General features: G+C 63.0%; 17 protein-coding genes. 2 read left to right on the top strand and 15 right to left on the bottom strand.

The genetic code is table 11. From position 1 onward, the window contains the following. Positions 1-68: 68 nt before the first annotated feature. From J3P94_RS18880 to leuC, 12 genes are all read right to left on the bottom strand, one after another. Positions 69-737: an SPOR domain-containing protein gene (locus tag J3P94_RS18880; protein WP_434569206.1), complete on the bottom strand. Its 669-nt coding sequence runs from the start codon at positions 735-737 to the stop codon at positions 69-71. Then, the gene (gene folC / locus J3P94_RS18885; protein ID WP_434569207.1) at positions 721-2,028 is read right to left on the bottom strand and encodes a bifunctional tetrahydrofolate synthase/dihydrofolate synthase; all 1,308 of its coding nucleotides are present in this window, start codon (positions 2,026-2,028) and stop codon (positions 721-723) included. The genes J3P94_RS18880 and folC overlap by 17 nt, the downstream gene beginning before the upstream one ends. Next, positions 2,025-2,945 carry an acetyl-CoA carboxylase, carboxyltransferase subunit beta gene (gene accD / locus J3P94_RS18890; protein WP_434569208.1) on the bottom strand — a complete coding sequence of 307 codons (921 nt, stop codon included), beginning with the start codon at positions 2,943-2,945 and terminating at the stop codon, positions 2,025-2,027. Before accD ends, folC begins: the two co-directional genes overlap by 4 nt. A 265-nt stretch (positions 2,946-3,210) precedes the next feature. Next, positions 3,211-3,834 (bottom strand): phosphoribosylanthranilate isomerase, encoded by a 624-nt coding sequence (locus J3P94_RS18895; RefSeq protein WP_434569209.1) that lies wholly within the window; start codon positions 3,832-3,834, stop codon positions 3,211-3,213. 63 nt (positions 3,835-3,897) lie between these two features. Next, complete coding sequence (gene truA, locus J3P94_RS18900) at positions 3,898-4,722, bottom strand: tRNA pseudouridine(38-40) synthase TruA (RefSeq protein ID WP_434574247.1); 825 nt, start codon at positions 4,720-4,722, stop codon at positions 3,898-3,900. A gap of 283 nt (positions 4,723-5,005) precedes the next feature. Then, positions 5,006-7,588 carry a FimV/HubP family polar landmark protein gene (locus J3P94_RS18905; protein WP_434569210.1) on the bottom strand — a complete coding sequence of 861 codons (2,583 nt, stop codon included), beginning with the start codon at positions 7,586-7,588 and terminating at the stop codon, positions 5,006-5,008. A 208-nt stretch (positions 7,589-7,796) separates the two neighbouring features. Next, positions 7,797-8,807, bottom strand: a complete 1,011-nt coding sequence (locus tag J3P94_RS18910; protein WP_434569211.1) for an aspartate-semialdehyde dehydrogenase — start codon at positions 8,805-8,807, stop codon at positions 7,797-7,799. A gap of 264 nt (positions 8,808-9,071) precedes the next feature. After that, a complete protein-coding gene (gene asd / locus J3P94_RS18915; protein WP_434569212.1) occupies positions 9,072-10,184 on the bottom strand; it encodes an aspartate-semialdehyde dehydrogenase in 1,113 nt (370 codons plus the stop codon). 54 nt (positions 10,185-10,238) lie between these two features. After that, positions 10,239-11,321 (bottom strand): 3-isopropylmalate dehydrogenase, encoded by a 1,083-nt coding sequence (leuB, locus tag J3P94_RS18920; RefSeq protein WP_434569213.1) that lies wholly within the window; start codon positions 11,319-11,321, stop codon positions 10,239-10,241. A 47-nt stretch (positions 11,322-11,368) separates the two neighbouring features. Then, the gene (locus J3P94_RS18925; RefSeq protein WP_434569214.1) at positions 11,369-12,133 is read right to left on the bottom strand and encodes a class I SAM-dependent methyltransferase; all 765 of its coding nucleotides are present in this window, start codon (positions 12,131-12,133) and stop codon (positions 11,369-11,371) included. A 146-nt stretch (positions 12,134-12,279) separates the two neighbouring features. Further along, a complete protein-coding gene (gene leuD, locus J3P94_RS18930; protein ID WP_030142033.1) occupies positions 12,280-12,924 on the bottom strand; it encodes a 3-isopropylmalate dehydratase small subunit in 645 nt (214 codons plus the stop codon). Between the two features lie 11 nt (positions 12,925-12,935). Then, positions 12,936-14,354, bottom strand: coding sequence for a 3-isopropylmalate dehydratase large subunit (gene leuC / locus J3P94_RS18935; protein WP_305495827.1), 1,419 nt, complete (start codon positions 14,352-14,354; stop codon positions 12,936-12,938). Between the two features lie 157 nt (positions 14,355-14,511). Here leuC and J3P94_RS18940 point away from each other — a divergent pair, with 157 nt between their 5' ends. Together J3P94_RS18940 and J3P94_RS18945 are read left to right on the top strand one after the other, a co-directional pair. Continuing rightward, a complete protein-coding gene (locus J3P94_RS18940) occupies positions 14,512-15,402 on the top strand; it encodes a LysR family transcriptional regulator (protein WP_434569215.1) in 891 nt (296 codons plus the stop codon). 67 nt (positions 15,403-15,469) lie between these two features. Continuing rightward, entirely contained in the window at positions 15,470-18,748 is a 3,279-nt protein-coding gene (locus J3P94_RS18945) for an EAL domain-containing protein (protein WP_434569216.1), read from the top strand. 212 nt (positions 18,749-18,960) lie between these two features. On the opposite strand, the gene J3P94_RS18950 is transcribed toward J3P94_RS18945, so the two are convergent. The 3 genes from J3P94_RS18950 to J3P94_RS18960 form a co-directional block, all read right to left on the bottom strand. Further along, a complete protein-coding gene (locus J3P94_RS18950) occupies positions 18,961-19,413 on the bottom strand; it encodes an Hsp20 family protein (protein WP_434569217.1) in 453 nt (150 codons plus the stop codon). A 118-nt stretch (positions 19,414-19,531) separates the two neighbouring features. Then, positions 19,532-20,491 (bottom strand): tRNA dihydrouridine synthase, encoded by a 960-nt coding sequence (locus J3P94_RS18955; RefSeq protein WP_434569218.1) that lies wholly within the window; start codon positions 20,489-20,491, stop codon positions 19,532-19,534. Between the two features lie 280 nt (positions 20,492-20,771). Beyond that, entirely contained in the window at positions 20,772-21,221 is a 450-nt protein-coding gene (locus J3P94_RS18960; RefSeq protein ID WP_434569219.1) for an acyl-CoA thioesterase, read from the bottom strand. Positions 21,222-21,233 lie beyond the last annotated feature (12 nt).

Raw genomic sequence — 21,233 nt, forward strand, 5'->3', positions numbered from 1 at the left:
AGGCGGCGCATTTTAGCAGAGCGCAGGGCTGTCGGTAAGCTGCGTGATTCAAATCAGCCAAATGGCGTTCAACCACGCTCCGGCTGGAAGCGCACCACGAAACCCTTGAGGTTTTGCTGGCGATTGAGCAAGTCGCGCAGGCGGTCAGCCTCGGCACGCTCGATCAGCGGACCGACAAACACCCGATTCTTGCCATCGGCGGAACGGATATAGGCGTTGTAACCCTGGCTGCGCAGGTTCTTCTGCAGTTTTTCCGCGCTTTCGCGGCTGGTCAGGCTGGCCAGTTGCACCGACCAACTGACCGACAGGCCATTGGCATCGACGCGGCTTTGCGTGGTGTCCGGTTTCGGTGCCGCCGTGATCGGCTGGGTCGGGGCTGGCTTGACTGTCGGCGCTGCTGGAACAGGCGTCGGCGCGGCAGCCGGTTTGCTCGGCGTGGCCGGAGCCGGTGCGGTCGGCGCGGGCGCAACGGGCGCAGACGGCGCGGCAGGTTCCTGGGCCAGTTCCTCGTCACTCGGAACAGGTTCCTGAGGCAATGCTTGCGGCTCGGGCACCGCCACCGGTTCGACCTGCACCGGCGGCACGGCGGGCGCCTGGGGCGCAGCGGGTGCATCAACCGTGACCTGGCGCTGCTCGTCCTGACGGGAAAACAGCATCGGCAGGAAGATCACCGCCAGGGCCACCAACACCAGGGCCCCGACCATGCGCTGCTTATAAGCCTTATCCAGCAATGCCATCTGCAGCTTCCTCCGAGGAGCGCCGGGCCAACCATTGAAGGGCCTCGGCTACGCAAAAAAATGATCCGAACAACAGAATCTCATCGTCGGCCGTCGCCAGGGCGCACTGCCCTTCCAGCGCGTCGGCCACACTGGCGTAAGCATCAACCGAAGCGCCACGACCCTGCAAGGCTGCCTGCAACTCGCTGGCCGGACGGGAACGCGGCGAATCCAGCGGAGCGACGGCCCAGTGCTGGACAGTAGCATCCATGGCATCGACCACGCCATCGAGGTCCTTGTCGGACAGCAGCCCGAACACCGCCAGGCGCTTGCCCGGCACCGGCCGCCGCGCCAGACGCTCCGCCAGGTACTGGGCCGCATGGGGGTTGTGGCCGACATCGAGCAGCAGGTTGAGACGCTTGCCCTGCCAATCGAACGAACGACGATCAAGACGACCGACGACGCGAGTCGCCTGCAACGCCTGGACAATCCGTTCCGCGTCCCACGGCAGATCCGCGAGCAAATAGGCCTGAAGCGCCAGCGCAGCGTTTTCCATCGGCAGGTCCAGGAGCGGCAGGTCGTGCAGCTCCACCGGATTGCCCTTGGCGTCACTGCCGCGCCATTGCCAGTGCTGCTCGGTCATGGCCAGGTCGAAATCCCGCCCACGCAGAAAAAATCGGCAATCAAGCTCGCGAACCTTGTCGAGCAAGGGCTGCGGTGGGTCAAGGTCGCCACACAGCGCAGGCGCGCCCGGGCGGAAGATGCCGGCCTTCTCGTAAGCCACGGATTCGCGGGTATCGCCCAGGTAATCGGCATGGTCCACGCCGATACTGGTGACCAGCGCGATGTCCGCATCCACCAGGTTGACCGCGTCCAGCCGCCCGCCCAGGCCGACTTCCAGCACGACCGCATCCAGGCCAGCGCGGGCGAACAGCCAGAACGCCGCCAGCGTGCCCATTTCGAAATACGTCAGGGAAGTCTCGCCCCGCCCGGCTTCCACCGCCGCGAAGGCTTCGCACAGCTCGGCATCAGAGGCTTCGATGCCATTGACCTGCACCCGCTCGTTGTAGCGCAGCAGGTGCGGCGAACTGTAGACACCGACACTCAGGCCCTGGCCCCGCAACAGCGAAGCCAGGAAGGCGCAGGTCGAACCCTTGCCATTGGTGCCGGTAACCGTGATGACCCGGGGCGCCGGCTTGGCCAGTCCCATGCGGGACGCTACCGCTTGCGAGCGCTCCAACCCCATGTCGATGGCGGATGGATGCAACTGCTCAAGGTAGGCAAGCCAGTCGCCCAGGGTACGTTGGGTCATAGGCCTGCAGGCACCGGCGGAACCACGATCGGCTCGATAGGCGTGGCGACGAACTTCGGCGTCGGCAGGCCCATCAGTTGCGCCAGCAGGTTGCCCAGGCGCGGGCGCAGTTCCTGACGGTGAATGATCATGTCGATGGCACCGTGCTCAAGCAGGAATTCACTGCGCTGGAAACCTTCCGGCAGTTTTTCCCGCACGGTCTGTTCGATCACGCGAGGGCCGGCAAAGCCGATCAGCGCTTTCGGCTCGCCGACGATCACGTCACCGAGCATCGCCAGGCTGGCGGAGACGCCGCCGTAGACCGGGTCGGTCAGTACCGAAATGAACGGAATGCCTTCTTCACGCAGACGCGCCAGCACCGCGGAGGTCTTGGCCATTTGCATCAGCGAGATCAGCGCTTCCTGCATACGCGCACCGCCGGATGCGGCGAAGCAGATCATCGGGCAACGGTTTTCCAGGGCGTGGTTGGCCGCGCGAACGAAGCGTTCGCCGACGATCGCGCCCATGGAACCGCCCATGAAGGAGAACTCGAACGCCGACACCACCACCGGCATGCCCAGCAGGGTACCGCTCATGGACACCAGCGCGTCTTTCTCGCCGGTCTGTTTCTGGGCGGCGGTCAGGCGGTCCTTGTATTTCTTGCCGTCGCGGAATTTCAGGCGGTCCACGGGCTCCAGTTCGGCGCCCAGTTCAACGCGGCCTTCGGCATCGAGGAAAATATCGATACGGGCGCGCGCGCCGATGCGCATGTGGTGGTTGCACTTGGGGCAAACGTCCAGGGTCTTTTCCAGCTCGGGGCGGTAAAGCACCGCTTCGCAGGATGGACATTTGTGCCACAGACCTTCAGGCACCGAGCTTTTCTTCACCTCGGAACGCATGATCGAAGGGATCAGTTTGTCTACCAACCAGTTGCTCATGCTTCTTTCTCCAGTACCGGCGGCCCGAACGCTCTGGTTCGCGGCCCCGCGTATGCCCTTGAGCTCAAATTCATTGTGCGGCGAGGGTTGCGGACCGTCGCGGTCAGCGCGAAACATGACCTGCGTCCAGCCCCACCATCCCCTGCCATCCCGACAACCGCTGCACGGCGATTGCCACTACGCTATCGGCCCGCCCGGAGGCGGCGCCTGCCTGCTTTGTACAGTGCAGGTATGGACGGCGGCAGTCTGCCAGCCGTCACATTGACTACTGGCTGCTGCGCACAGCAGCCATGAATGCGCGAATCTTCGCCGGATCCTTGAGGCCCTTGGCCTGCTCCACGCCACCACTGACGTCCACCGCATAGGGGCGGACCTGGGCAATGGCTGCCGCCACGTTGTCCGCCGTCAGGCCACCGGCGAGGATGATCGGCTTGGCAAGATCTTGCGGGACCAGCGACCAGTCGAACGCTTCGCCGGTCCCGCCGGGAACGCCCTCGACGTAGGTGTCCAGCAAGATCCCGCTGGCACCGGCAAAGGCCTCGCAAGCCGCGGCGATGTCGTCGCCGGCCTTGACCCGCAGGGCCTTGATATAAGGGCGATGCCAGCCTTCACAATCGGCTGGCGTCTCGTCGCCATGGAACTGCAACAGCGCCAATGGCACCGCATCGAGTATCTCGCCCAGCTCGCAACGGCTGGCGTTGACGAACAGACCGACCGGCGTCACGAATGGCGGCAAGGCCTGGATGATCGCCCTCGCCTGCTGCACCGTCACCGCCCGCGGACTCTTGGCGTAAAACACCAGCCCGATGGCGTCCGCCCCGGCCTCGACCGCCGCCAGCGCGTCCTCGACGCGAGTGATCCCGCATATCTTGCTGCGAACGACCGGCATGATGGGGAAAACCTCAGGCAATTCCATGAAAGTCCCGGATGGTAACAAATGCAACGGAAGGCGTCAGCCGTCGAGTTCCGAGAAGCCTGTCAGGAAATGTGGCCCGATGTAACGCTCCGGCAGTTCGAACTCATTGTGATATTCCACCTGCACCAGGTACAGGCCAAACGGATGCGCCGTGACGCCTCCGGAACGACGGATGCGGCTTTCCAGCACTTCGTTGATCCACTCCACTGGCCGCTCGCCTGCGCCGATGGTCATGAGCACGCCGGCGATGTTACGCACCATGTGATGCAGGAAGGCGCTGGCACGGATGTCGAGCACGATCATCTTGCCGTGACGGGTCACGCGCAAGTGATGCAGCTCCTTGATCGGCGATTTGGCCTGGCATTGGCCGGCGCGGAAGGCGCTGAAGTCGTGGACGCCGACCAGATATTGCGCGGCCTCGGCCATGCGTTCGACGTCCAGCGGGCGGTGATTCCAGGTGATTTCTTCGTTCAGGTGCGCCGGGCGGATCTGGTCGTTGTAGATCACATAGCGATAACGCCGGGCGATGGCCTTGAAGCGGGCATGGAAATGCGCCGGCATGGCCTTGGCCCAACTGACGCTGACATCGTGCGGCAAGTTGATATTGGCGCCCATGACCCACGCCTTCATCGAGCGCTCGACCTGGGTATCAAAATGCACCACCTGCCCGCACGCATGCACGCCGGCATCGGTACGCCCGGCGCAATGTAGCGACACGGGCGAGTCGGCGACTTTGGACAGGGCATTTTCAAGGGTTTCCTGCACCGTCAGGACACCGGAGGCCTGACGCTGCCAGCCGCGATAGCGCGAGCCTTTGTATTCAACGCCCAGGGCGATCCGGAAAAAGCCGTCAGCCGCCATTTCTGCGACCGGGTTGTCTATGTTTGCCAAGGAATTACAGCCTGCTGAGGTACGCAAAGGCGGGCATTATAAGGCGGGCGGGGCGGGATGCCAGTGCAACCGGTGGTTCTGCGTGGAATCGACTGGCGCCATCGCGAGCAAGCTCGCTCCCACATGGGATCTCCAGTGAGCACCGACCTGTGGGAGCGAGCTTGCTCGCGATGAGGCCAGCCCAGACACCATCCAACCCCTGCAAACAAAAACGGCAGCCTCACCGGCTGCCGTCTCTGTTTAAACAATCACCTCAAGCCAGGCGTGACAACATTTCCTGCGCTTCACTCTTCTGCGTGGCATCGCCTTCGTTGAGGACTTCGCCCAGGATATCCCGAGCGCCATCGTCGTCGCCCATGTCGATGTAGGCCTGGGCCAGATCGAGCTTGGTCGCCACTTCGTTGGTGCCGCTGAGGAAGTCGAAATCCGGCTCGTCGTCAGCAGTCGCCAAGGCATCATCGGCCGTGAAGGTCGGCTGACCGAGGCTGTCGGACAAACGATCCAGCTCGGCGTTGACATCGTCCAGCTCGGATTCGAAGGCATCCTTGGGCTGGTCATGGGCATCCATTTCGTCCGCCAGGGACAGGTCGAAATCCGCCGGCAGCTCAAGATCGTCGGCCGGGGTGTCGTTCAGGGCCGGCGCTTCGGCAGCCGGGACGTCCAGGCCCTTGAGGTCATCCTCCAGGCCCAGCAGGAAATCTTCGTCCTCCAGGGCGGGTGCCGGAGCATCGGCGCCCAGGTCCAGGTCGAACTCCGACAGGTCGTCGAGGCTTTCGTTGGCCTCGGTCTGCTGCTTGAGCACCGACTCGAAACTCAGGTCATCGTCTTCCGGAAACGCGTCCAGCTCGTTGAGCGGCTCGGGTGCCGGCGCTGCGGGCGTCGTATCAAAGTCGTCCAGGCTCAGGTCAAAAGCGTTGTCGAGCTCTTCATCGGTCGCCGGCTTGTCTTCCAGCAGTTCCTTGACGTACTGCGCGTCCAGCTCGGCGGCCACGGCTGCGGCCGCCAGGCCTGCGCCAGCGGCGACTGCCATGGCCGGGAAACGGCTCTTGAGCTGTTCGACCTGGGCGTAGTTTTCACCGTTGGCGACCAGTTGGCGTTCCTGGGCCACAAAGGCGTCTCGATCGCCCTGCTGGCCGTAGACTTCCATCAACTTCAGACGCAGATCGCTGCGCTGAGGCTCAGCCTTGATGCCTTGCTCCAGCAGATCGGCCGCCTGGTTCAAACGACCGCGATCGATGTGCGACTGGGCCTGAGGCAGCACGTCGTCGGAACGATCGGCGGCCGGGGCCACCAACGGTGCGGCAATGGGCGGCGTGACAATCACTGGCGCAATCACCGGAGCCGGCTTGGGCGCTGGCGTCGGGGCTGGCTTGGGTTCGAGTTTTACGCTAGGTGGTGGAACCTCAATGCCCTCGAAGCTGCTCGGGGGCAGATCGAGCTCCGGGGAGAAGTCGGCCTCCTCCTCGAGGGCTCGGGCCATGCGCAGATGTTTCTCGGCTTCCTGCTGGGCCTTGCGGCGACGGGCAAGCAGCAACAGAAGCAGCAACAGGATCAACGCGCCGCCGCCAATCAGCCCCAGGAGGATCGGATTGGTCAGCAGGTCGTTGTATTTCTTTTCATCGGAAGCGGCAGGTGTCGGCTCGACCGGTGCGGCGGGCGGCGTCGCTTCCGGGGCGGCCTCGGGTGCTGGTGTTGGCGCCGGTGGCTGCGCCGACGGCGCCGGGGTCAGCTCGGCCGACATCGTCGGGGTCGACTCGCCCGCAGGCGGTACAGCAGCGCCATCAGCCTGCATTTTCGCCAGCTGGTTGTTTTTCAGTTCGATCAGACGCTGCAGCTTGTCCAGTTGGCTCTGCAGGTCGGCCATGCGGCTTTTCAGTTCTTCGTTGTCGCGGCGAGCCGCATCAAGGCTTTCCTGGGTCACTGCAAGCTGGTTACTCAGTGCCTGGGCATCACCGGCAGCGCCCTTGCCCTTGGCGCCGGCCTTCGCCGACTCGGCGGAAACCAGGCTCAGGTTGTCGCGCGCGGCGGCCTGGGCTGGCGCGCCCTCGGCAGCGCCCCGCTTGGTCGCGTCCAACTGCTGCCGGCCGTTACCCGCCACACCCCGACGCCCCTGGCGCCAGGCGGCGTTCTGTGCAGCCACTTCGGCGATGGCCTGGGGTTGCGGCAGCGCCGTGCTTTGCACCGGATCCGGCAGGCGCAGGACCTGGCCGGTCTTGAGCAGGTTGATATTGCCGTTGATGAAGGCGTTCGGGTTCAGCGCCTGAATCGCCAGCATGGTCTGTTGCACCGAACCGCCGTTGCGCACCTTGGCGGCGATTTCCCACAGGGTGTCGCGCGGCGTGGTGGTGTATTGGGACGGCTTGGTGGCCCCGGTGACCGGTGTGGAAACCGCTTGGGACGGCTTCGCCCGCGCAGCATCGGCGGCCTGCGGCGAGAATTTGGACGGATCGAGCAGCACGCTGTAGTCGCGCAGCAAGCGGCCGTTGGGCCACATCACCTGCACCAGGAACTTGACCATCGGCTCGGACAGCGGCCGGCTGGACGTCACCCGCAGGACACTGCGGCCGTTGGCGTTGATCACCGGGGTGAAGCTCAGGTCATTGAGGAAGGCTTGGCGGTCAATGCCCGCCTTGGCGAATTCTTCTGGGGGAGCCAGGCTCGGCACGACTTCGGCGGCGGTCAGTTGCTGGACATCGAGCAGCTCGATCTCGGCGACCAAAGGCTGGTTCGGCGGCGACTTCAGGGTCAACTCCCCGAGCCCGAGCGCTTGCGCCATACCGGAGGACAGCGCCGAGGCGGCCGCTATTGCTAACACCAGTTTGCGAACTTGAACCATAGCCTCTTCCTTTGTTTGAACATTCCTCGGCCAGCGAGAAGGTGTTGATGCCGCTGCCGTAAGGCATTGCGCGCAGCCCCGAAGCGACGGCGCGCGCGATCGTTTCACTCATGCCCGAGGACGCCCCGGGGAGGAGGTTCGCCTTCAGCACTCTGGCCAAGCATAGCGCCCAGCTAGACTCATTCGACAAATTGTTGCCAAGTATCTTTTACAGCAAGTCTTTTATCAACAACTCAGCCACCTGCACGGCATTGAGCGCCGCGCCCTTGCGCACGTTATCCGCCGTCAGCCACAGATTCAGTTCCGCCGGATCGTCCACGCCACCGCGCACACGCCCGACATAAACCACATCCTGGCCGACCGCATCGCCCACCGGCGTCGGGTAGTCACCCGCCTCCACCAGCTCAATGCCGGGCGCCGCCTCCAGGGCTGCGTTGACCTTCGCCAGGTCAACAGCGCTCGCGGACTGTACGGTCACGCTAAAGCTATCGCCGAAAAACACCGGCGCTTGAATGCAAGTGACGGAAATCTTTAACAAAGGTTGCGCAAGCACTTGGCGCAGCTCGCGGACCAGGCGCTTCTCCAGCAGCGTATGACCCTGCTCATCCGGGACACCGACCTGGGCCAGCAGGTTGAACGCCATCTGCCGATCGAAGAATTTCGGCTCCAGCGGACGGGCATTGAGCAACTCGGCGGTCTGGCGCGCCAACTCGCTCACCGCTGCGCGCCCCTGGGCGGAGACGGCGAGACTGGCGGTCAGGCTGATACGTTGCAGGTCCAGGCAATCGCGCAGCGGCGCCAGCACCACGGCGAGCGCAGTGGCCGAGGCGCTGGGGCTGCTGACCTGGAACGGTTTGCTCAGGCCGGCCAGCAACTGGGCGTTGGCCTCTGGCACGATCTGCGGCGCCTGTTCCGGCGGCAGCGCGCCGGAGAGGTCGATCAGCGCACAACCGGCGGCCGTGGCGCGTGGTGCAAAACTCAGGGTGACCGCCGGGCCGGCGACGAAGAACACCAGTTGGACCTTGCCGAAATCGAATTCATCGACCTCGCGCACCCGCACGTTCTTGCCGCGAAACAGCACCGAGCTTCCCGCCGATTCACTGCTCGCAAGCAGGTGCAGGGTGCCGATCGGAAAATCCCGTTCTTCGAGGATCTGCACCAGGGTTTCGCCGACAGTACCGGTGGCGCCGATCACGGCAATATCAAAGGACTGGCTCATGGGTCTACCTCAGGTAAAACGTGGGGAGCGGCACTTTACCGGGTGGTGGGGTGGGCAGGCAATTGGCAGGAAATCTCCTGGTAATTGTGCCGACCGCTTCGCGAGCAGGCTCGCTCCCACATTGGATCTCTATAGAACACAAAACCTGTGGGAGCGAGCCTGCTCGCGAAGAGGCCAGCTCAGACACCCGCCACCTCAAGGCGGTTTTCCAATAAAAAACCCGTGCCTCTCGCAAGGCACGGGTTCTTCAACAGCAGCAACCGATCAACGCTCGAGCAGGATCCGCAGCATGCGGCGCAGCGGTTCGGCCGCGCCCCACAGCAGCTGGTCGCCGACGGTGAAAGCGCCGACGAATTGCGAACCCATGTTCAGTTTGCGCAGACGGCCCACCGGTACATTCAGGGTGCCGGTGACCTTGGTCGGGCTCAGCTCTTGAATGCTGGTTTCGCGGTTGTTCGGCACCAGCTTGACCCAAGGGTTGTGCTGGCTGATCAGCCCTTCGATGTCGGCGATCGGCACGTCCTTGTTCAGCTTGATGGTCAGCGCCTGGCTATGGCAACGCATGGCGCCGATGCGCACACAGATGCCGTCCACCGGGATCGGGCTCTTGAAGCGACCGAGGATCTTGTTGGTTTCGGCCTGGGCCTTCCACTCTTCACGGCTCTGGCCGTTAGGCAGTTCCTTGTCGATCCACGGGATCAGGCTGCCAGCCAGCGGCACGCCGAAGTTCTCGGTCGGATAGGCATCGCTGCGCATCGCTTCGGCGACCTTGCGATCGATGTCGAGGATGGCGCTGGCCGGGTTGGCCAGGTCATCGGCGACAGCGGCGTGGGTCGCGCCCATCTGCTTGATCAGTTCGCGCATGTTCTGCGCGCCGGCACCGGAGGCCGCCTGATAGGTCATGGCGCTCATCCACTCGACCAGGCCAGCCTCGAACAGGCCGCCCAGCCCCATCAGCATCAGGCTGACGGTGCAGTTGCCGCCGATGTAGTTCTTGGTGCCCGCGTCCAGCTGCTGGTCAATGACCTTGCGGTTGACCGGGTCGAGGATGATCACCGCGTCATCCTGCATGCGCAGGCTGGAAGCGGCGTCGATCCAGTAACCCTGCCAGCCGGCTTCACGCAGCTTGGGGAACACTTCGCTGGTGTAGTCGCCGCCCTGGCAGGTCAGGATCACGTCGAGGGTCTTGAGCTCTTCGATGCTGTAGGCATCCTTGAGCACACCGGTGTCCTTGCCCACGGACGGGCCTTGGCCACCGACGTTGGAGGTGGTGAAAAACACCGGCTCAATGAGATCGAAATCCTGCTCTTCCAGCATTCGCTGCATGAGCACGGAACCGACCATGCCGCGCCAACCGATCAGACCTACACGTTTCATCGCAACTACACCTATACAAAAGTGGGCCACCGTCGAAGCAGTGGGCCCGAAAGATTACAGATTCCGCAGCGCGGCGACTACTGCATCGCCCATTTGCTGCGTACCGACCTTGGTGCAACCTTGTGACCAGATGTCACCGGTGCGCAAGCCCTGGTCCAGGACCACGCTGACGGCTTTTTCAATCGCGTCGGCGGCATCGTTCAAGTTGAAGCTGTAACGCAGCATCATCGACACCGACAGGATGGTCGCCAACGGGTTGGCAATGCCTTGCCCGGCAATGTCCGGCGCCGAACCGTGGCACGGCTCGTACATGCCTTTGTTGTTGGCATCCAGGGAGGCCGACGGCAGCATGCCGATGGAACCGGTGAGCATCGACGCTTCGTCGGACAGGATGTCGCCGAACATGTTGTCGGTGACAATCACGTCGAACTGCTTCGGCGCGCGCACCAGTTGCATCGCGGCGTTGTCGACGTACATGTGGCTCAGCTCGATGTCCGGGTAATCCTTGGCCACCTGCTCGACCACTTCGCGCCACAGTTGGCTGGACGCCAGCACGTTGGCCTTGTCCACCGAGCACAGCTTCTTGCCACGCACGCGGGCCATGTCGAAGCCGACCCGGGCGATACGGCGGATTTCGCTTTCGCTGTACGGCAGGGTGTCGTAGGCCTGGCGCTCGCCGTTTTCCAGCTCACGGGTACCGCGCGGGGCACCGAAGTAGATACCGCCGGTCAGCTCACGCACGATGAGGATGTCCAGGCCTGAGACGATTTCTGGCTTCAAGCTCGATGCATCGGCCAGTTGCGGATAAAGGATCGCCGGACGCAGGTTGCCGAACAGGCCCAGTTGCGCGCGAATCTTCAGCAGCCCGCGCTCGGGGCGGATGTCGCGTTCGATCTTGTCCCATTTCGGCCCGCCCACGGCGCCCAGCAGCACGGCATCGGCGGCACGGGCACAGTCCAGGGTTTCATCGGCCAGCGGCACGCCGTGCTTGTCGATGGCGGCGCCACCGATCACGTCGTGGCTGAGTTCGAAACCCAGGCCGTACTTGGCGTTCGCCAACTCCAGGACCTTGACCGCCTCGGCCATGATTTCCGGGCCGATGCCATCACCTGGGAGAATCAGAATCTGCTTGCTCATGCTTTCCTCGTTAACTGTCGGCGCCCTTGGGCTAGCCGGGAAAAATGCTATCGCTCGGCCCACAGCACCAGTACATCCGTACTGAACGATCCATCGGCCTCAATCTGAAAATATTCACGCACTTCATCGCCCATCGAGCGCTGCAGCTCGAGAATCGCCGCCCGCATTACCTCCGGAGTACGCATGCGCTCGACCCACGAACGGTATTCCAGGCGCAGACGCTGGCGCGAGGTGCTACGGGTGTGCAGCCCCGCGTCGCTGACCTGCTGCAACCACTCGGCAGCCGAATAGTCGCGCACATGGCTGGTGTCGCGCAGCACTTCGACGCTTTGCAGGTAGGTATCGAGCAGCGGCATGCCCGGCGACAGGATATCAATGAACGCCGCTACGCCGCCCGGCTTGAGCACCCGGCGCACTTCCCGCAAAGCCAGGCCCAGGTCACTCCAATGATGCGCCGAATAGCGGCTGAACACGAAGTCGAACTCGCCGTCGGCGAACGGCAGCCGCTCGGCGGCGCCACGTACCGTGCCGATATTGCCCAGGCCACGCTCGGCCGCCGCCGTGGCAACCACGTCGAGCATCTGCTGGGACAGGTCGTAGGCCACCACCTCGCCGGCCACCGGGGCCACATGGAAGCTCACATGCCCGGCGCCACAGCCCAGGTCCAGCACACGGGCATTGGCGTGACCGGCCAGCTCGGCCTGCAGCAGGGCGAATTCGGCGCCCTGGGCGTGCACGGCGCTGCTCAGGTAGGCCGATGCCTGTTCGCCGAATTGCTTTTGTACGACTTGGCTGTGGGCGGTGCTGGTCATGGGGACTTCCTTTTGGGCTGTAGCCTTGTGGTGTCAGCACCGCCGTCTTCGCGAGCGGGCTCGCTCCCACACTGGATTTTCGGCGTCCCTGTGGGAGCGAGCCTGCTCGCGAAGAGGCCAGCACTGACTACATCAATCACACTCAATCAAGCATCACGAAACAACCAAGGCTGGCTCGCCCGGTGCTTGGCTTCGAACGCGGCAATCGCCTCGCCGTCTTGCAAGGTCAGGCCGATGTCGTCCAGGCCGTTGAGCAGGCAATGCTTGCGGAACGCGTCGATTTCAAAACCCAGCACCTTGCCGTCGGGACGGGTCACGGTCTGGGCCGCCAGGTCGATCTGCAGTTGATAGCCAGGGTTGGCCTCGACCTGCTGGAACAGCTCGTCCACTTCGGCATCGCTGAGAATGATCGGCAGCAGGCCGTTCTTGAAGCTGTTGTTGAAGAAGATGTCGGCGTAGCTCGGCGCGATGATGCTGCGAAAACCGTACTCTTCCAGGGCCCAGGGCGCGTGCTCGCGGCTCGAACCGCAACCGAAGTTCTCGCGGGCCAGCAATACGCTGGCGCCTTGGTAACGCTCGGCATTGAGCACGAAGTCCTTGTTCAACGGCCGCTTGGAGTTGTCCTGGTACGGCTGGCCCACATCCAGGTAACGCCATTCGTCAAACAGGTTCGGGCCGAAGCCGGTGCGTTTGATGGACTTCAGGAATTGCTTGGGGATGATCTGGTCGGTGTCGACGTTGGCACGATCCAAAGGCGCGACAAGACCGGTGTGCTGGGTGAAAGCTTTCATGCTGCGCTCCTTCAGATCAATTCGCGGACATCGACAAAACGGCCGTTGACGGCAGCGGCGGCGGCCATGGCTGGACTCACCAGGTGCGTACGCCCTCCGGCGCCCTGGCGGCCTTCGAAGTTTCGGTTGGACGTCGAGGCGCAGTGCTCGCCCGACTCCAGGCGATCCGGGTTCATCGCCAGGCACATCGAGCAGCCTGGCTCGCGCCATTCGAAACCGGCCTCGAGGAAAATCTTGTCCAGCCCTTCCGCTTCGGCCTGGGCTTTCACCAGCCCCGAGCCCGGCACCACGATCGCCTGCTTGATCGTCGAGGCAACCTTGCGGCCCTTGGCGATCACGGCGGCGGCGCGCAAGTCTTCGATCCGCGAGTTGGTGCAGGAACCGATGAACACACGGTCGAGCTGAATGTCGGTGATCGCCTGGTTGGCGCTCAGGCCCATGTATTTCAAGGCGCGGACGATGGAGTCACGCTTGACCAGGTCCATTTCCTTGGCCGGATCCGGCACGTTCTGGTCCACGGCCAGGACCATTTCCGGCGAAGTGCCCCAGCTGACTTGCGGCTTGATCTGCGTCGCGTCGAGCTCGACCACGGTGTCGAACCTGGCGTCCGGGTCGGAGACCAGGTCTTTCCAGGCTTCGACCGCCATGTCCCATTCGGCGCCTTTCGGGGAAAACGGCCGGCCCTTGACGTATTCCACGGTTTTTTCATCGGCGGCCACCAGGCCGACGCGGGCGCCGGCCTCGATGGACATGTTGCAGATGGTCATGCGGCCTTCGACGGACAAATCGCGGATCGCGCTGCCAGCGAACTCGATGGCATGGCCGTTACCGCCGGCGGTGCCGATCTTGCCGATCACGGCCAGGACGATGTCCTTGGCGGTCACGCCGAATGGCAGCTTGCCCTCGACGCGCACCAGCATGTTTTTCATTTTCTTGGCGACCAGGCACTGGGTGGCGAGTACGTGCTCGACCTCGGAAGTACCGATGCCATGCGCCAGCGCACCGAAGGCGCCGTGGGTCGAAGTATGCGAGTCACCACAGACCACGGTCATGCCCGGCAAGGTCGCGCCCTGCTCCGGGCCGATCACGTGGACGATGCCCTGGCGGACGTCATTCATCTTGAATTCGACGATGCCGTATTCATCACAGTTGTCGTCAAGGGTCTGGACTTGCAGGCGGGAAACCTGGTCGGCAATGGCTTCGATGCCACCCTTGCGCTCCGGCGTGGTCGGCACGTTGTGGTCCGGGGTCGCGATGTTGGCATCGATGCGCCAAGGCTTGCGCCCGGCCAGACGCAGACCTTCGAAGGCTTGCGGCGAGGTCACTTCGTGAATGATGTGACGGTCGATGTAGATCAGCGCAGAGCCATCGTCGCGCTGCTTGACCAAATGCGAATCCCAGAGCTTGTCGTAGAGCGTTTTGCCGGCCATCAGACGGTTTCCTCATCAGCTTGTTTCTATGCCCTGGGTCCTGAGCGGCTCAATAACCCCTTGGCTTGTGAGGCTGATGGTAAGAGGCTACATTAAATAACTCAAATTCATATTTTTCATGCTTTGCATAACCAACTGGAATCCGACCAGAAACGCCATGGACCTCGCCAACCTCAATGCCTTTATTGCCATTGCTGAAACCGGCAGTTTTTCCGGTGCCGGTGAACGCCTGCACCTGACGCAACCGGCCATCAGCAAGCGTATCGCCGGCCTCGAGCAGCAGCTCAACGTGCGCCTGTTCGACCGTCTGGGCCGGGAAGTGAGCCTGACCGAAGCCGGTCGGGCCCTGCTGCCACGGGCCTATCAGATCCTCAACGTGCTGGACGACACCCGCCGCGCCCTGACCAACCTGACCGGCGAAGTGACCGGGCGCCTGACCCTCGCAACCAGCCACCACATCGGCTTGCACCGCCTGCCACCGCTATTGCGTGAGTTCACCCGACGCTACCCCCAGGTGGCACTGGATATTCAGTTCCTGGATTCGGAAGTGGCCTACGAGGAAATTCTCCACGGCCGGGCGGAACTGGCGGTCATCACCCTGGCCCCCGAGCCCCACACGCTGGTACGGGCCACGCCGGTGTGGGACGACCCGCTGGATTTCGTGGTGGCGCCGGAGCACGCCCTGCTGGAAAACAGCGCGGTCAGCCTGGCGGACATCGCCCTTCATCCGGCGGTTTTCCCGGGAGGCAACACGTTTACCCATCACATCGTGCAGCGGCTGTTCGAAGCCCAGGGCCTGACGCCGAACATCGCAATGAGCACGAATTATCTGGAAACCATAAAGATGATGGTGTCCATCGGCCTGGCCTGGAGCGTTTTGCCGCGCACGATGCTTGATGATCAAGTGGCGCGTGTGCCTTTACCGGGCATACAGCTCAGTCGCCAGCTAGGCTATATCCTGCACACCGAAAGGACGCTGTCGAACGCTGCACGGGCTTTCATGGCTCTATTGGACGCACAAATCGATCTGCCAGGGACAAGGGCATAAGTTGTGCTACTCCTACAGGGCCATTACGCCTGCGCCTAACACCCAACCGCCCAAGGCCCGCTAGAGAATGCCCAAACCCGCCGACCATACTCCGCCCCTGCCGCGTATCCAGGCGCTCGACCCGAAACGGTCGGAGCAAAGCTGGGAAAGCGCGCCACAGTTGCTCGCCGCCCTGAACGGAGCGCGGCTGGGGGCCTGGTCGTGGGACATCGATACCGGCCAGATCAGCTGGTCCCGAGGCACCCAGGCGTTGTTCGGCTTCGACCCGCGCCAGCCATTGCCGGCGGACGTCGACTACCTCGACCTGCTGCTGCCCGAAGATCGGGCCAGGGCCGTGCGGGCCTTCCATGCAGCCGTGTCCGGCGTGCCGTTGGAACAGGCGATGCACCACCGCATCGTCTGGCCCGATGGCAGCCTGCACTGGCTGGAAATCAGTGGCAGCGTACTGCCCGACAAGCACGGTCGCCCGCGCATGATCGGGGTGATCCGCGAAATCACCCACCAGCGCGAACGGGAACAGGCGCTGCGCAGCTCGGAGAAACGCTTCGCGACATTGTTCCACCTGTGCCCGAACATGGTCCTGCTGACCCGCCAGGAAGATGGGCTGATCAGCGAAGCCAACCAGTATTTCGAAAGCCTGTTCGGCTGGCCGGTCCACAATGTGATCGGCCGCACCACCCTGGAACTGGGCCTGTGGGTCGACCCCACGCAGCGCGCCAAACTGGTAGAGGCCACCAAGGCCAAGGGCGAGCTGGTGAGCATGGAAGTGGAATTCCGCGCCAGTAACGGCCAGGTCCACAACGGTATCCTCAGCGCCCAGAAAGTCGAACTCGAAGGCCAGCCTTATTTATTGAGCACCTTCCTCGACACCACCGAACGCAAACTTGCCGAACAGGCCCTCAAGGACAGCCAGGAGCGCCTGGACCTGGCCCTCGACTCGGCGCAACTGGGTACCTGGGACTGGCACATCCCCAGCGGCATGCTCTACGGCTCGGCCCGGGCCGCGCAGCTCCATGGCCTGGAGCCCCAGGCGTTCCACGAATCGTTCGATGCGTTTTTCGAGGGCGTGCCTACCGAAGAACGCAACAACATGCGCAACGCCTACCGCAGCCTGCGTGAAGGCCCGGCGGGCAATTACCAGCTGACCTACCGCGTGCAACTGCCGGACGGCAGCTCGCGTTACCTGGAAAGTCGCGCCCGCCTCTACCGCAACGACGACGGCAGCCCGCTGCGCATGGCCGGCACCTTGCTCGACATCACCGACCAGGTGGAGCGCGAACAGAGCCTGGCGGCTTCGGAAGAAAAATTCGCCACGTTGTTCCAGGTCAGCCCCGATCCGATTTGCCTTACCCACCAGGACGACGGCACGTTCCTGGAAATAAACTCCAGTTTTACCCAGACATTCGGCTGGGCGGCCAATGATGTGCTGGGCCGCAGCGCCGACGAGATCGGCCTGTGGGAAGCTTCGGGCAGCAGCCTGCAGCGCATCGAACGGGTCATCCGCGAGCAGTCGCTGAGCAATGTCGCCATCGTCGTCCACCACAAGAACGGCCAGCCGCTGACCTGCGTGATCTCCAGCCGGCAGATCAGTGTCGGCAACCAGCCCTGCATCGTCACCACCCTGCGGGACATCACCCAGCAACAACGCTCCGAAGCGGCACTGAAAGCCAGCGAGGAAAAATTTGCCAAGGCATTCCACTCCAGCCCCGACGCGATCACCATTACCGAATGCGAAAGCGGCCGCTACCTTGAGGTCAACGATGGCTTCTGTCGCCTGACCGGTTATCGCGCCGACGAAGTCATCGGCCATACCGTCTACGAGGTGGGCATCTGGGCCGAAGAAAAGCAACGGACGGCGCTGCTCGCCGAATTGCAGCTCAAGGGTCGCGTTCTCCACCAGGAAATGCTCGGGCGCAACAAGCGCGGGGAAATCCTCACGGTGGAAGTATCGGTCGAGCCCATCACGCTCAACGAAACCGCATGCCTGCTGCTGACCGCCCGTGACGTAAGCCTGCTGCGCAACGCAGAGGCGCAGATCCGTCACCTCGCCTATCACGACCCGCTGACCAACCTGCCCAACCGCGCGCTGCTGCTGGACCGGCTCAGCCAGCAGATCGCCCTGCTCAAGCGCCATAACCTGCGCGGGGCGTTGCTGTTCCTCGACCTCGACCATTTCAAGCACATCAATGATTCGCTCGGCCATCCGGTTGGCGACACGGTGCTGAAGATCATCACCGCGCGCCTCGAAGCCAGCGTGCGCCTCGAAGACACCGTGGCGCGCCTGGGCGGCGATGAATTCGTCGTGCTGCTCAGCGGCCTGGAAGGCACGCGTGGCGTGGTCAGCCAGCAGGTGCAGACCCTGGCCGACACCCTTCGCGAACTGCTTTCCGAGCCGATGTTTCTCGATGGGCAACGACTGCAAGTCACCCCCAGCATCGGCATGGCGCTGATACCGGACCACGGCTCCACGCCCACTGACCTGCTCAAGCGCGCCGATATCGCCCTGTACCGCGCCAAGGATTCGGGACGCAATACCTCGCAGATGTTCCACGCCACCATGCAAAAAGCCGCCAGCGAGCGGCTGCGCATGGAAACCGACCTGCGCCAGGCCCTGGCTCGCAACGAATTCAGCGTGCATTTCCAGCCACAGGTCGATGCCCGGGACAACCGCATCGTCGGCGCCGAAGCCCTGGTGCGCTGGCATCATCCGGACCTGGGCGCGCAATCACCCAACGAGTTCATCAAGGTGCTGGAGGACAGCGGCCTGATCCTGGAAGTCGGCACCTGGATCCTCGACGAAGCCTGCGACGGCTTCAAACAACTGATCGCCAAGGGCAAGGTCGACCCCCGACGGTTCAAACTGTGCGTGAATATCAGCCCCCGGCAGTTCCGCCAGAGCGACTTCGTCGAGCGCATCGAAACCAGCCTCGCCAGCCATGGCCTGCCCTATTCCCTGTTGAAGCTGGAGATCACCGAAGGCATCGTGATCCACAACCTGGACGACACCATCGGCAAGATGCGCCGCCTGAAGAAATTGGGGGTGAGCTTTGCCATGGACGACTTCGGCACCGGTTATTCATCGCTGACTTACCTCAAGCGCCTGCCGGTGGACACGCTGAAAATCGACCAATCGTTCGTACGTGACGCCACCAGTGACCCCAACGATGCCGAGATCATCCGCGCCATCGTTGCCATGGCCCGCAGCCTGAACCTGGAAATGATTGCCGAAGGCGTCGAGACGCTTGAGCAATTGAAGTTCCTGCAGGGGCTCGATTGTCATTTGTACCAGGGTTACCTGCACAGCCGGCCGTTGCCGCTGGAGGCGTTCGAGCGGTTGTTGCCTTAGCTAGGAGCTTTTGTGGCGAGGGAGCTTGCTCCCGCTGGGGTGCGCAGCAGCCCTGAAACCTGCCACCTCGGTGTATCAGGTCGGTTTGAGTCGTACCATTTGGGGCCGCTTCGCGGCCCAGCGGGAGCAAGCTCCCTCGCCACAATTTATCCTTCACTGCTTGCCAAGACAAAAAAGGGCGCCATCCGGCGCCCTTCTTCAACTGCAATGCATCAATTTTCCAGCGCGGCTTGCTGTTGCGCACCGTTGATCGGGATGCGCTTGGCTTTCGCCTCTTCCGGCACCACACGCAACAGGTCGATGCTCAACAGACCGTTGCTCAGACCGGCGGATTTGATCTCGATATGATCCGCCAACCGGAAGGACAGCTTGAACGCACGCTGGGCGATGCCCTGGTGCAGGAAGGTCACGCTGTCGTTGCTGGCCTCGCGCTTGCCGCCGCTGATGGTCAGCACACCTTTTTCCACTTGCAGGTCCAGGTCCTCTTCGCGGAAACCAGCGGCGGCGACTACGATGCGGTATTCGTCATCGCCATGTTTTTCCACGTTGTAGGGTGGATAGCTGCTGCCCGGTTCGTTACGCAGCGCGGTTTCGAACAGGTCGTTGAAACGGTCGAAGCCCACCGAGGAACGGAACAGAGGGGCCAGCGAAAATGCAGTACTCATGATTCAAATCTCCTGAAAGTTCAGCAAGTTTTTTTGTCTCCGCGACCCGAATTCGGCATCGCGTACTCCCTATCTAGGGACCGCCAAATACTTTTCAAGAGCTTTTTCGGAAATTTTTTCAGGCCGCTTCCGTGCGCTGCACACCCAGCAAACGACCCACTGCGTCCAGGTCGGTTTCCCGGCGCAGGGCACTGAACAGCTCGACCGCCTCGGGGTAGTTGCGGGTTAACATCGCCAGCCACTGCTTCAACCGACCGGGTGCCTGGCGAGGCGTCAGTTGGTCGACCACTTGCATCCAGAAGTCCTGGAGCATCGGCTGCAGTTCGGCCCAGGACATCTCGACCACCTCCTCGCCGGCCCGGGCGGCGGCGATCTGCCGGGCCAGGTCAGGGCGGGAAACCAGGCCGCGGCCGAGCATGATGTCTTCGACGCCGCTGATTTCCCGGCAACGACGCCAGTCTTCCACGCTCCAGATATCGCCATTGGCAAACACCGGCACCTTGACCACGTCCTGGACCCGCGGAATCCATTCCCAGTGGGCCGGCGGCTTGTAGCCATCAACCTTGGTCCGCGCATGCACGACGATGTGCGCCGCTCCGCCCTCGGCCAGGGCCGTGGCGCAGACCAGCGCGCCGTCCGGGCTGTCGAAGCCCAGGCGCATCTTGGCGGTGACGGGAATGTTTTTCGGCACCGCGCGACGGACATGCTCGACGATCCGGTTGAGCAATTCCGGTTCTTTGAGCAATACCGCCCCGCCCCGGGATTTGTTCACGGTCTTGGCCGGGCACCCAAAATTCAAGTCGATGACTTCCGAGCCCAGCTCACAGGCCAGCGCCGCATTCTCCGCCAGGCACACCGGATCGGAACCCAACAATTGCACCCGCAACGGCACGCCGGCAGCCGTCCGGGCACCGGTCAGCAGTTCAGGGCCGAGCTTGTGAAAATAGGCTGGCGTAAGCAGACGGTCGTTTATGCGGATGAATTCGGTGACACACCAGTCGACACCGCCAACACGGGTCAGGACGTCCCGCAGGATGTTGTCGACCAACCCCTCCATGGGCGCCAGGGCAATTTGCATGGAAAACACACTCAACGAAAAAACGTGCGGCAGTTTAGCGGATTTTGCTCACCTACCCGGCATTCACCACAAAACCTGTGAGGTGCCCAAAAACTTGAGCTCACCACTTTTCACTGTGGGAGCGAGCCTGCTCGCGAAAGCGGTGGCCCGGCCTGCAAAGGTGTTGGATGCACCGCCGCCTTCGCGAGCAGGCTCGCTCCCACAGGGGTTTCAAGGCGTTGATGAAATCGGATTCACCATCCAAGCCTGTGGGAGCGAGCTTGCTCGCGATAGCGGTGGGTCAGTCTATAAGGATGCCGGATGGATTCAGCGCAGGGCCGTAGCCCTCGATAAACTCCGGCGGCATGCGCTTGGGCCTGCCGGTGGACAGTTCGATGCAGACAAAAGTGGTCTGGGCGCGCAGCAATGTGGCGTTATCACTGGGGCGAACCAGTTGAAAGTGCCGGGTCATTTTCAGCCGCTGGTCCCAGTCGACGATCCAGGTCGCCAACTGCAATTCGTCGCCTTCATAGGCCGCTGCCAGGTAATCGATCTCATGCCGCACCACCGCCATGGCCCGGTCAAGCCGGCGGTACTCCACCAGGTCCAGGCCCAGGCGCTGGGAATGGCGCCACGCGCAGCGCTCCAGCCAGGTAACGTACACCGCATTATTGGCGTGACCCAGCCCGTCGATGTCTTCGGCATTCACCTGAAGATCAATGATGAACGGCGTTGCCCGATCCCAGCCCATGCCCGTCTCCTG

Origin of the sequence: Pseudomonas sp. Z3-8 (assembly GCF_051131975.1) — a bacterium.
Classification (GTDB): Bacteria; Pseudomonadota; Gammaproteobacteria; order Pseudomonadales; family Pseudomonadaceae; genus Aquipseudomonas.

What these genes read in the sequence shown, in the direction of transcription:
- J3P94_RS18905 (WP_434569210.1), bottom strand. Translation starts at nt 7,588, where the DNA reads ATGGTTCAAGTTCGCAAACTGGTGTTAGCAATAGCGGCCGCCTCGGCG.
- J3P94_RS18880 (WP_434569206.1), bottom strand. Translation starts at nt 737, where the DNA reads ATGGCATTGCTGGATAAGGCTTATAAGCAGCGCATGGTCGGGGCCCTG.
- accD (WP_434569208.1), bottom strand. Translation starts at nt 2,945, where the DNA reads ATGAGCAACTGGTTGGTAGACAAACTGATCCCTTCGATCATGCGTTCC.
- leuD (WP_030142033.1), bottom strand. Translation starts at nt 12,924, where the DNA reads ATGAAAGCTTTCACCCAGCACACCGGTCTTGTCGCGCCTTTGGATCGT.
- J3P94_RS18955 (WP_434569218.1), bottom strand. Translation starts at nt 20,491, where the DNA reads ATGCAAATTGCCCTGGCGCCCATGGAGGGGTTGGTCGACAACATCCTG.
- truA (WP_434574247.1), bottom strand. Translation starts at nt 4,722, where the DNA reads ATGGCGGCTGACGGCTTTTTCCGGATCGCCCTGGGCGTTGAATACAAA.
- J3P94_RS18945 (WP_434569216.1), top strand. Translation starts at nt 15,470, where the DNA reads ATGCCCAAACCCGCCGACCATACTCCGCCCCTGCCGCGTATCCAGGCG.
- J3P94_RS18925 (WP_434569214.1), bottom strand. Translation starts at nt 12,133, where the DNA reads ATGACCAGCACCGCCCACAGCCAAGTCGTACAAAAGCAATTCGGCGAA.
- folC (WP_434569207.1), bottom strand. Translation starts at nt 2,028, where the DNA reads ATGACCCAACGTACCCTGGGCGACTGGCTTGCCTACCTTGAGCAGTTG.
- J3P94_RS18940 (WP_434569215.1), top strand. Translation starts at nt 14,512, where the DNA reads ATGGACCTCGCCAACCTCAATGCCTTTATTGCCATTGCTGAAACCGGC.
- J3P94_RS18960 (WP_434569219.1), bottom strand. Translation starts at nt 21,221, where the DNA reads ATGGGCTGGGATCGGGCAACGCCGTTCATCATTGATCTTCAGGTGAAT.
- J3P94_RS18910 (WP_434569211.1), bottom strand. Translation starts at nt 8,807, where the DNA reads ATGAGCCAGTCCTTTGATATTGCCGTGATCGGCGCCACCGGTACTGTC.
- leuB (WP_434569213.1), bottom strand. Translation starts at nt 11,321, where the DNA reads ATGAGCAAGCAGATTCTGATTCTCCCAGGTGATGGCATCGGCCCGGAA.
- J3P94_RS18950 (WP_434569217.1), bottom strand. Translation starts at nt 19,413, where the DNA reads ATGAGTACTGCATTTTCGCTGGCCCCTCTGTTCCGTTCCTCGGTGGGC.
- leuC (WP_305495827.1), bottom strand. Translation starts at nt 14,354, where the DNA reads ATGGCCGGCAAAACGCTCTACGACAAGCTCTGGGATTCGCATTTGGTC.
- J3P94_RS18895 (WP_434569209.1), bottom strand. Translation starts at nt 3,834, where the DNA reads ATGCCGGTCGTTCGCAGCAAGATATGCGGGATCACTCGCGTCGAGGAC.
- asd (WP_434569212.1), bottom strand. Translation starts at nt 10,184, where the DNA reads ATGAAACGTGTAGGTCTGATCGGTTGGCGCGGCATGGTCGGTTCCGTG.